At 69.3% G+C, this 9,759-nt stretch carries 11 protein-coding genes; 2 read left to right on the top strand and 9 right to left on the bottom strand.

The genetic code is table 11. From position 1 onward, the window contains the following. The 7 genes from V7067_RS12245 to V7067_RS12215 form a co-directional block, all read right to left on the bottom strand. The coding region (locus V7067_RS12245) for a purine-nucleoside phosphorylase (RefSeq protein ID WP_334176184.1) at window positions 1–818 on the bottom strand (818 nt) is incomplete at its 3' end. A 70-nt stretch (window positions 819–888) separates the two neighbouring features. After that, on the bottom strand, window positions 889–1,287 hold the full coding sequence (gene cdd, locus V7067_RS12240; RefSeq protein WP_334176183.1) for a cytidine deaminase: 399 nt from the start codon (window positions 1,285–1,287) through the stop codon (window positions 889–891). Continuing rightward, a complete protein-coding gene (locus V7067_RS12235) occupies window positions 1,284–2,261 on the bottom strand; it encodes an ABC transporter permease (RefSeq protein ID WP_334176182.1) in 978 nt (325 codons plus the stop codon). The genes cdd and V7067_RS12235 overlap by 4 nt, the downstream gene beginning before the upstream one ends. A 13-nt stretch (window positions 2,262–2,274) precedes the next feature. Continuing rightward, a complete protein-coding gene (locus V7067_RS12230) occupies window positions 2,275–3,375 on the bottom strand; it encodes an ABC transporter permease (RefSeq protein WP_334176181.1) in 1,101 nt (366 codons plus the stop codon). A gap of 43 nt (window positions 3,376–3,418) precedes the next feature. Then, window positions 3,419–4,999, bottom strand: a complete 1,581-nt coding sequence (locus tag V7067_RS12225) for an ABC transporter ATP-binding protein (protein WP_334176180.1) — start codon at window positions 4,997–4,999, stop codon at window positions 3,419–3,421. Then, the gene (locus V7067_RS12220) at window positions 4,996–5,607 is read right to left on the bottom strand and encodes a CAP domain-containing protein (RefSeq protein WP_334176179.1); all 612 of its coding nucleotides are present in this window, start codon (window positions 5,605–5,607) and stop codon (window positions 4,996–4,998) included. Before V7067_RS12220 ends, V7067_RS12225 begins: the two co-directional genes overlap by 4 nt. Next, entirely contained in the window at window positions 5,604–6,605 is a 1,002-nt protein-coding gene (locus V7067_RS12215; protein WP_334176186.1) for a BMP family ABC transporter substrate-binding protein, read from the bottom strand. The genes V7067_RS12220 and V7067_RS12215 overlap by 4 nt, the downstream gene beginning before the upstream one ends. Before the next feature lie 294 nt (window positions 6,606–6,899). Here V7067_RS12215 and V7067_RS12210 point away from each other — a divergent pair, with 294 nt between their 5' ends. Continuing rightward, complete coding sequence (locus V7067_RS12210) at window positions 6,900–7,073, top strand: hypothetical protein (protein WP_334176178.1); 174 nt, start codon at window positions 6,900–6,902, stop codon at window positions 7,071–7,073. Between the two features lie 20 nt (window positions 7,074–7,093). On the opposite strand, the gene V7067_RS12205 is transcribed toward V7067_RS12210, so the two are convergent. Further along, the gene (locus tag V7067_RS12205; RefSeq protein ID WP_334176177.1) at window positions 7,094–8,092 is read right to left on the bottom strand and encodes a D-glycerate dehydrogenase; all 999 of its coding nucleotides are present in this window, start codon (window positions 8,090–8,092) and stop codon (window positions 7,094–7,096) included. A gap of 362 nt (window positions 8,093–8,454) precedes the next feature. Between V7067_RS12205 and V7067_RS12200 the strand changes: the two genes are divergently transcribed. Beyond that, a complete protein-coding gene (locus V7067_RS12200; RefSeq protein ID WP_334176176.1) occupies window positions 8,455–8,922 on the top strand; it encodes an SH3 domain-containing protein in 468 nt (155 codons plus the stop codon). 151 nt (window positions 8,923–9,073) lie between these two features. Here the strand turns inward: V7067_RS12200 and irrA are convergent, their stop codons facing one another. After that, window positions 9,074–9,490: an iron response transcriptional regulator IrrA gene (gene irrA / locus V7067_RS12195; protein ID WP_334176185.1), complete on the bottom strand. Its 417-nt coding sequence runs from the start codon at window positions 9,488–9,490 to the stop codon at window positions 9,074–9,076. Window positions 9,491–9,759: the final 269 nt, after the last annotated feature.

Genomic DNA, 9,759 nt, shown 5'->3' with positions numbered 1-9,759 from the left:
ATGAGGCTGCACAGCCGTTCGGCGGCGCGGCCGGCGACTTCCTTGGTCTCGGTGTGGGAGGGGCCGTGCGCCACCATGCCCGCGGCAAGGTTGGTGATGGTGGAAACGGCCGCCACCTTCAGCCCGAGGAAGCGGGCAAGGATGACCTCCGGCACGGTGGACATGCCCACCGCATCGGCCCCCAGCAGCCGCGCCATGCGGATCTCGGCCGGCGTTTCGAAGGCCGGGCCGGAGAACCACATGTAGACGCCTTCCGTCAGCGCGAAGTCGAGCTTGCGGGCGGCGGCATGCAGCACCTCGCGCAGGTCCGGGTCGTAGGCATCGACGAGATTGACGAAGCGCTCGTCGGAGGGCTCGCCGATCAGCGGGTTCGGGCCGGAAAAGGCAATGTGGTCCGAGATCGCCATCAGCGAACCGGGTCCCACGTCGGCCCGGGTGGAACCGGCGGCGTTGGTGAGGATCAGCGTGTCGCAGCCGAGCGCCCGGGCGGCGGCCACCGGCACGCGCATGGCATTGGCATCGCCGTGTTCGTAATAATGCGCGCGGCCGGCGAGCACCACCACCGGCACACCGCCGAGGGTGCCGGCAATGAGGCTGCCGGCGTGGCCGGACACGCCGGAGCCGGGAAAGCCCGGCAGCTCGGCATAGGGAATGGCGACGGCGTCCTTCACGCGTTCGGCCAGCAGGCCGAGGCCGGAGCCGAGCACGATGGCTGCGCGGTAGGGGCCGGGGCGCTGTTCGGCGACACGGGCGGCGGCGGCGCCGGCAGCGGCGCGCCAGTCGGCGCCGGGGCGCGCGGTGGTCGGGCGTTTGGGCATGGGGGATGAACCTCCGGATGCGGACTGGGTCCGGCGGGCCGCCCGGCGGCGGCGCCGGATGAGGCGGCGTTCAGGCCGGATCAGCCAGCACGAAGCTTGCGGGCAACAGTTCGCCCAGCGAAAAACTGGCCCGGATGCCGGTGGGGTCGGCCACATGCACGGTCACATCCGGGCCGGCGAATTCGGCCAGCCGCTGGCGGCAGCCGCCGCACGGCGTTGTCAGGCGCCCGCCTTCGCCCATCACCAGCACGGTGTGAACGGTGGTTTCGCCGGCCGCCACCATCTTGCCGAGTGCGGTGGTCTCCGCGCACCAGCCTTCCGGATAGGAGGCGACCTCGACGTTGCAGCCGGCGAAAATCGTGCCGCGGTCGGTCAGGATCGCGGCGCCGACGTGAAAGTTGGAATAGGGCGCGTGTGCATTTTCCCGCACCAGCCGGGCGGCAGCGAACAGCTTGTCCAGCGCGGTCATGTCCGCTCCTTCACATAGGGCACGCCGCCGGCCTTGGGCGGGGTCGGGCGCCGCACGAAACCGGCCAGCAGGAACACCGTCAGCGCATAGGGCAGCGCCTGAAACACCTGCACCGGCACCACACCGATGCCCGGCACCGGCGTTCCCTGCAGGCGGATGGCCAGGGCATCGAGAAAACCGAACAACAGGCACGCCCACATGACACCGACCGGGCGCCAGTTGGCGAAGATCAGCGCGGCGAGCGCGATATAGCCCTTGCCGGCTGTCATGTCTTTCAAAAAGCCGGCCGACTGGCCGACGGACAGATATGTTCCCGCAAAACCGCATAGGAGCCCTGCGCACATCACCGCCCGGTAGCGCGCCCACGGCACCGAGATGCCGGCAGTGTCGACCGCGGCCGGGTTTTCGCCGACCGCGCGCAGACGCAGGCCGAAGCGGGTGCGGAACAGCACCCACCACGTTGCCGGCACGGCCGCGAAGGCCGCCCATGTCAGGATGTTGTTGCCGGAAATCAGCGTCTGATAAAGCGGGCCGATGAAGGGAACCGTACCGACGGTATCGGCACCCGGCAGGTCGATGGGCATGAAGCGGGCGTCGGAGCCGAGCGTCGGCGTGCGGCCGCCCTGCCCGAACCACGCCTGCCCCAGAAGGGCCGTGAGGCCCGCGGCCAGAAAGTTGATGGCGACGCCCGACACGATCTGGTTGCCGCGATGGGTGATGCACACGAAGCCGTGGATGAGCGCGAAGGCGACCGAAGCGAGAATGCCGGCGGCGAGCCCGGCCCACGGCGAGCCGGAGAGGGCGGCAATGCAGCCGGCCGCAAACGCCGCCACCAGCATCTTGCCGTCGAGCCCGATGTCGAACACGCCCGAGCGCTCCGAATAGAGCCCGGCGAGGCCGGCGAGGATCAGCGGCACCGACAGGCGCACCGTGGAGGCGAAGATCTGCACGAGGGAGGTGAAAAGCTCTTCCATGTCAGCCTCCCTGTCAGGCCGCCTGCGGCCGCGGCCGGGCGAAAAGGCGGGCCAGCGCCGGCCGGAACATGTGTTCGAGCCCGCCGGCGAACAGGATGACGAGGCCCTGAATGACCACGATCATGTCGCGGGTGATGCCCGGAATCTCGAAGGCGATCTCGGCTCCGCCCTGATAGAGGACGCCGAACAGCAGTGCCGCCAGCACGATGCCCAGCGGATGGCCCCGCCCCATCAGCGCCACCGCGATGCCGACGAAGCCGTAGCCGGACACGAAGCCGATGATGAGCCGGTTGGAGGCGCCCATGACCTCGTTGATGGCCATCAGGCCGGCGAGCGCGCCCGACAGCATCATGGCAATGAGGGTGATCTTCACCGGCGAGATGCCGGCATAGGCCGCCGCCGAAGGGCTCTGGCCGAAGGTGCGGATCTCGAAGCCGAGCCGCGTGCGCCAGATCAGCACCCACACGCCGGCCACGGCCACGGCGGCCAGCACGGTGGAGAGGTTCAGCGGCGACTGGCCGAAATCGATCGCGCTGATCCAGTCGCGGGCAAGCGGCAGCTGGGCGGCATCGCCGAAGGAGCGGGTTTCCGGCTGCATCGAGCCGTAGGAGAGCACATCGACCAGCAGGTAGACCATCAGCGCCGAGGCGATGAAGTTGAACATGATGGTGGTGATGACCACGTGGCTGCCGCGCCGTGCCTGCAGCCAGGCCGGAATGAAGGCCCACGCCGCGCCGAACGCCCCGGCGGCGATGACGGCAAGCGGCAGCAGCCCCCACCACGGCAGCACCGCGCCGAGCGGCAGGCACACCAGCGCCACGCCGAGGCCGCCGAGGGTCGCCTGTCCCTCGCCGCCGATGTTGAACAGCCCGGCATGGAAGGCCACCGCCACCGCAAGGCCGGTGAAGATGAAGCTCGTGGCGTAGAACAGCGTGAAGCCGAAGCCCTCGCCATAGCCGAAGGCGCCGTAGAGCAGGATCTCGACCGCCTGCAGCGGGTCCTCGCCGATGGCCAGCACCACGAGGCCGGAAACGAGAAAGGCCGCGGCCAGATTGAGGAACGGCAGCAGGCCGTAATCGACCCAGCGCGGCAGGTGTCCGACCGGTGCGCTCATGGCCGCTCCCCGTGGATGGTTGGGTGGGGGATGCCGGCGGCGCTCATGCGGCCGCCTCGGCATCGGCGTTGACGCCGGCCATCAGCAGGCCCAGCTCCTGTTCGCTTGCCTCCGGCGGCCGCGTGCCGGTGATGCGCCCGCCGCACATCACCACGATGCGGTCGGAGAGGGCGCGGATCTCGTCGAGTTCGACGGAAACGAGCAGCACGCCCTTGCCGGCGTCGCGCAGCGCGACGAGGCGGCGGTGGATGAACTCGATGGCGCCGATATCGACGCCGCGCGTCGGCTGGCCGACGATGAGCACCACCGGGTCATGCTCGATCTCGCGCGCCAGCACGATCTTCTGCTGGTTGCCGCCGGAGAAATTCGCCGTCTTAAGCCGGCAGTCGGGCGGGCGGATGTCGTATTTCGCGATATCGGCGGTGGCATGGGCGCGGACCCGGGCCGGATCGAGCAGGAAGCCGGCCCCCAGCGCCGGATCGCCGTGATAGCCGAGGATGGCGTTTTCGCTCTCCTCGAAGGCGTTGACGAGGCCCATGCGGTGGCGGTCTTCCGGCACATGGCCCAGTCCGAGTGCGCGCAGCCGCGCCGGGTCGCGGCGCGTCGCGCCATCGAGTTCGCGGCCGTCGAGGCGAATGGTGCCGCCGGCCGGTACCAGTCCGGCAATCGCCTCCAGCAACTCCGACTGGCCGTTGCCGGCCACCCCGGCGATGCCCACGATCTCGCCGGCGCGCACCGTGAGCGACACATCGTCGACCCGCCGCACGCTGCGGGCGTCGGTCACCGTCAGGTTTTTCACCTCCAGCACCGGGCGGCCGGGCGCGGCGGGCTTCTTGTCCACCTTCAGCAGCACCCGGCGGCCGACCATCAGTTCGGCCAGTTCCTCCACCGTGGTCTGTGCGGTGCGCCGGGTCGCCACGATCTCGCCGCGGCGCATCACCGACACGGCATCGGTCGCCGCCATGATCTCGCGCAGCTTGTGGGTGATGAGCAGGATGGTCTTGCCCTCGTTCTTCAGCACATGAAGGATGCGGAAGAGATGGTCGGCCTCCGCCGGGGTCAGCACGCCGGTGGGCTCGTCGAGGATGAGGATGTCGGCGCCGCGATAGAGCGCCTTCAGAATTTCGATGCGCTGCTGGATGCCGACCGCCAGGCTGCCGACCTCCGCGTCGGGATCGACTGTGAGGCCGTAATCGTCGGAAAGGCGTTTCAGCGCGCGCCGTGCCCGGCCGATGCCGCCTTTCAGCAGGCCGCTGCCCTCCGCCCCCAGAATGACGTTTTCCAGCACCGTGAACGGATCGACCAGCATGAAGTGCTGGTGCACCATGCCGATGCCGGCGGCGATGGCCGCGCGGGAATCGGGGATCGCAGCTTCCTGCCCGTTGATGAGGATGGTGCCGGAATCGGCCTGATAGAAGCCGTAGAGGATCGACATCAGCGTCGACTTGCCGGCCCCGTTCTCGCCAACGATGCCATGGATGGTGCCGCGTTCCACCTTCAGGTGAATGTTGCGGTTGGCGTGCACCGCCCCGAAGCGCTTGTCGATGCCGATGAGCTCGATGGCCGCCGGCCGGCCCTCTTCTGCCGCAGGCGGGGGAGCGGGCGGGGCGGCGCTGGCGGTCATAGCGGCATCCATCCGGCAAAGCTGGCGCTCTGGCTCATCCGTTGCGGATGGCGGCGCGGCGTGGACAGGATCAGGGCCCAGAAGAAGCGGTAGCGCGAGGGCGAGGATGCGGCGGCGATGCCGATTTCGGTGATGCCGCGGCGCAGCAGGTTCTCGTTGTGGTGCGGCGAGCCGACCCAGCCCCTGAAGGCGGCCTCAAGGGTGGTGTAGCCGGCGCCGATGTTCTCTGCCGAAACGCCCCAGTCGTAGCCGACGCGGTCGAGCCGGCGCGGCAGCGTGTCGGCGGCGGTGAAGGCGTGGCTCATGCGGCCGGCCTGCGCCATGGCCAGGGCCTGTGCCTGCGCGGCCTGCATCAGGCGCGGACTGAGGGTGACCGCATTGAGGCCGTTGCGGCGGCGATAGCCGGAGACCAGCGCCGCCGCGGCCGCCGCATCGATGGCCACGGGCGTGGCCGGGTAGAGTGCGGCCGGCGCGGTGGCGCAGCCGGCCACCAGCCCCGCCGCGGCAAGACCCAGAAAACCGCGCCGGCTGAGCGCCGGCACGGCAGCAGAGACATCGCCGGCGGGGCCGGCCGCGACGGCGTGCGGCCGCAGCTGCGACGGGCTCATTTCACCGGGCAGTTCTGATCGACCATGTAGTCGTGAACCACGATCTTGCCGGAGATGATGTCCTCGCGCGCCTTGTCGGCGGAAGCCTTCATTTCCGGGGTGATCAGTTTGGCGTTGTATTCGTCGAGCGCCCAGCCCACGCCGTCCTCTTTGAGGCCGAGCACTTCGACCTCGCCGCCCTTCAGCTTGCCGTTCTGAGCGTCGCTGAAGATCTTGTAGACGGCATTGTCGACGCGCTTCAGCATCGAGGTCAGAACATGGCCGGGATGCAGGTAGTTCTGGTCGGAATCGACGCCGATGCCGAGCTTGCCGGCATCCGCCGCCGCCTGCAGCACGCCGATACCGGTGCCGCCGGCAGCGTGGTAGACCACGTCCGCGCCGCGGTCGAACTGCGACTTGGCAAGCTCGCCGCCCTTGACCGGATCGTTCCACGCCTCGCCGGTGGTGCCGGTCATGTTCTGGAACACTTCGGCATCGGGTTTCGCCGCCTTCACGCCCTGCACGTAGCCGCAGGCGAACTTGCGGATGAGCGGAATATCCATGCCGCCGACGAAGCCGACCTTGCCGGTCTTCGAGGCCTCGGCCGCCAGCAGGCCGACGAGGTAGGAGCCTTCCTCTTCCTTGAAGACCACGGAGTGCACGTTCGGCAGCTCCACGGTGGCATCGATCAGGGCGAACTGCAGGTCGGGAAACTCCCTGGCGACCTTCTCCATGGCCTGCGCCTGGCTGAACGACACGCCGATGATCGGCGAATAGCCGCGACGGGCGAAGTTGCGCAGGGCCTGCTCGCGCTGGGAATCGTTCTGCAGCTCGAAATCGCGGTAGGCGACCCCGCTTTCCTTCTTGAAGCGCTCGGCCCCGTTGTATGCGGATTCGTTGAACGATTTGTCGAACTTGCCGCCAAGGTCGAAGATGATGGCCGGCTTGAACTCCGGCGCGCCGGCGGCGAGCGCGGCCACCGAGGTCGCGGCAAGCGAAACGAGGCCGACGCCGGCCATGGCAAGCCCGGTCAGCGCGCGCCGGGTCAGCCCCATCTTCTTCGTCACCATGATCCCTCCACCGGCGCCGGTCCGGGCCGCCGTTGCCAGAAAACACCTTTGCGGGCCTTCGTTTGACCCGGTGGTGCGAAGATTGGCATGAGGCCATTCCCTTTGCATGCCTTTTCTTGCGGCATGCACAGCCGTTCGCGCGGCCGGGCCCCTGCCGCCGCGGCCCGCACGGTTACGGGTCGCGCCGGGCCGGCGGGCCGGGCTAGAATGGCGGCCGGGAAGCGTGACGGGGAGAACGTCTCCATGGGAGCGATCGGATGTCTGGCGCCGCTGTTTCTGCTGATTGCAGGGGCGCTCGGCGGTCACCTCATCGGCGGGGCCGTGTGGGGGCTGTGGGGCGGCGGGCTGGGCTTTGCCGGCGGCATGGGGCTGATGGGGGCGGCGTTCTGGTTCGCCGCCCGGCTCAGGAACCGCTGAGCACGAACCGCTGAGCGCGCCTAAACCGTGGCCGGCAGCACGCGGTCGGGCGGGCGGTGGCCATCGGCAAAGGCGCGGATGTTGACGATCACCTTGTCGCCCATGTCGATGCGCCCTTCCAGCGTGGCGGATCCCATGTGCGGCAGCAGCACCACCTTGCCGGCGCGGGCCAGCTTCAGCAGGCGCGGATTGACCGCCGGTTCGGTCTCGTAGACGTCGAGACCGGCGCCGGCGATGGCGCCGCTCTCGATCAGCGAGATCAGGGTTGCCTCGTCGACGATATCGCCGCGGGCGGTGTTGACGATGTAGCTGCCGGGCCGCATCAGCTTCAGCCGGCGGCCGGAAACGAGATGGTAGGTCGCCGGCGTGCGCGGGCAGTGGATGGAGACCACGTCCATGCGCGCCAGCATCTGGTCGAGGCTCTGCCAGTAGGTCGCCTCCAGCCCGGCCTCCACCTCTTCGCCGAGCCGGCGGCGGTTGTGGTAGTGGATCGACATGCCGAACGCCATCGCCCGGCGCGCCACGGCCTGTCCGATACGGCCCATGCCGACGATGCCGAGGCGCTTGCCGGCAATGCGCCGGCCCAGCATCCATGTCGGCGACCAGCCGGGCCACTCGCCCTGCGTCATGATCTCCACGCCTTCCACCAGCCGGCGCGGCACGGCCAGCATGAGCGCCATGGTCATGTCGGCAGTGTCCTCGGTCAGCACGCCGAGGGTGTTGGTGACGGTGATGCCGCGCCCGGCCGCGGCCTGAACGTCGATGTGGTCGACGCCGTTGCCGAAATTGGCGATCAGCTTCAGCCGCGCACCGGCCTGCGCGATCACCGCGGCATCGATGCGGTCGGTGATGGTGGGCACCAGCACGTCGGCGCTCTGGGCCGCGGCCACGAGTTCGGCCTGACTCATCGGCCGGTCGGTCTCGTTGAGGCGGGCATCGAACAGCTCGCACATCCGCGTTTCCACCACGTCGGGCAGTTTGCGGGTGACGATCACGAGAGGCTTCTTTCTGGTTGTCATGGTCCGGTCGCCCTGATCCCGTGCCTTGCCGATGGCGCCTGATGCATCGCCTGCGCCGGATTCAGCGGATATTAACCATCCTGCCGGCAGTTTCGCTGTGGCGGCCGCGCCTGTGCGCGCCGCCGGTGCGGCGCCCTGCGGTTTTGTCTAGCGGCGGGCGGGCGCGAATACAATCGGCCGCAACGGCGCGGCCGCAGGGCCGGCAGGCCCTTCTCTTCGGGAAGGCGTGTGGAGCCGTCATGGTGTTTTCAACGGTGGCTTCGGCGGCAGGGCAGCGGGCAGGGCAGGCGCCACGGGGCCGTGCGCGGCAGATGCGGCGCGGTGCCGCGCGTGCGGTCATTGTCGCTGGCCTCGCAGCCGCTGTGGCGGCCGCGCCCCTTGCGGCGCAGGCGGCGAGCGAAGGCACGGGCCTGCCGCTGCCGCGGTTCGTCTCGCTCAAGGCGCAGCGCGTCAACGTGCGCTCCGGCCCTTCCAACGACCATGCGGTGAAGTGGATCTTCGTGCGCTCCGGCCTGCCGGTGGAGGTGGTGCAGGAGTTTGAGAACTGGCGCCGCATCCGCGATTCCGAGGGCGACGAGGGCTGGGTCTACTGGAGCCTGCTGTCCGGCAAGCGCACGGCGCTGGTGGCGCCGTGGGGCGGCGGTGAGCCGGTGCTGCTGCACCAGTCGCCGGACGACAAGAGCCGCATCACCGCCACGCTCGACCCCCGCGTGGTGGTCGGCATCGAATCGTGCGACGGCAAGTGGTGCCGCGTGACCGGCAAGGGCTTCAAGGGCTATGCGCCGCAGGGCGATCTGTGGGGCGTCTACCCGGACGAGACCGTTAAGTAGCGGACTTGTAAGCAGCGGCCGCGCAAGCCGCGGGCCCCGTCTGGCCGCTTTCTCAGCCGCCGGAAGCCGGCCCCTGAGAAAGCGGCCCCGGAAAACAGAACGGGCGCCGCAGGGGCGCCCGTTTGCATCCGGCCATCCGGCAACGATTGGCTCAGCAGCGCTTCGGGCGCACGCGCACCACCACGTCCACCCGCACGATCTCCATGTTTTCCGGCGGCTGCGGCAGGTCGTCGATGCGCAGCCCGTCGCCGGGAATGTCGATGACCGCATTGTCGGTCTCGATGAAGAAGTGGTGGTGGTCGGAGGTGTTGGTATCGAAATAGGTCTTGGTGCCGTCCACTGCGACCTCGCGCAGCAGTCCCGCTTCGGTGAACTGGTGCAGGGTGTTGTAGACCGTGGCGAGCGAAACCGGCACGCGGGCGGTGAGCGCTTCCTCATGAAGCTGCTCGGCCGAAATGTGGCGGTTGCCCTTGGAATAGAGAATCTCCGCCAGCGCCAGCCGCTGGCGCGTGGGGCGCAGCCCGGCCTCGCGCAGCATGGACCGCACGCCGCCGGCCGGCATCATCATCGCGGCTTCCGCAGCGTGGCCCAGCGCGCCGGCATGACGGGGCGCATGATGACCATGCAGTTGCTGGTCCGTCATCACGACGGACGAAATCCGCGAGATCACCATGGAAACGGTCTCCTGCCTTCTCGTGCCTGCCGGGGGAGTGCTCCCCGGCCGCGGTGCGGATGAATCCGGGCGCGGGCGCCGCGGCACGCACCCCCGGCGCGGGCAGCCGGAAGGCCGGCCCGGCACGCATGGGCAGGGTGCGCATGATCGGACCCTATCAGGGG

The sequence above is a fragment of the Pseudoxanthobacter sp. genome, from assembly GCF_036822375.1.
GTDB lineage: Bacteria > Pseudomonadota > Alphaproteobacteria > Rhizobiales > Segnochrobactraceae > Pseudoxanthobacter.
The sequence above is the reverse complement of the archived record's forward strand: the minus strand, read 5'-3'. Positions and strand labels throughout refer to the sequence as shown.

Coding starts and splice junctions, on each gene's coding strand:
- V7067_RS12235 (WP_334176182.1), bottom strand. CDS start 2,261: ATGGAAGAGCTTTTCACCTCCCTCGTGCAGATCTTCGCCTCCACGGTG.
- cdd (WP_334176183.1), bottom strand. CDS start 1,287: ATGACCGCGCTGGACAAGCTGTTCGCTGCCGCCCGGCTGGTGCGGGAA.
- V7067_RS12220 (WP_334176179.1), bottom strand. CDS start 5,607: ATGAGCCCGTCGCAGCTGCGGCCGCACGCCGTCGCGGCCGGCCCCGCC.
- V7067_RS12205 (WP_334176177.1), bottom strand. CDS start 8,092: ATGACAACCAGAAAGAAGCCTCTCGTGATCGTCACCCGCAAACTGCCC.
- V7067_RS12210 (WP_334176178.1), top strand. CDS start 6,900: ATGGGAGCGATCGGATGTCTGGCGCCGCTGTTTCTGCTGATTGCAGGG.
- V7067_RS12230 (WP_334176181.1), bottom strand. CDS start 3,375: ATGAGCGCACCGGTCGGACACCTGCCGCGCTGGGTCGATTACGGCCTG.
- V7067_RS12215 (WP_334176186.1), bottom strand. CDS start 6,605: ATGGCCGGCGTCGGCCTCGTTTCGCTTGCCGCGACCTCGGTGGCCGCG.
- irrA (WP_334176185.1), bottom strand. CDS start 9,490: ATGATGATGCCGGCCGGCGGCGTGCGGTCCATGCTGCGCGAGGCCGGG.
- V7067_RS12225 (WP_334176180.1), bottom strand. CDS start 4,999: ATGACCGCCAGCGCCGCCCCGCCCGCTCCCCCGCCTGCGGCAGAAGAG.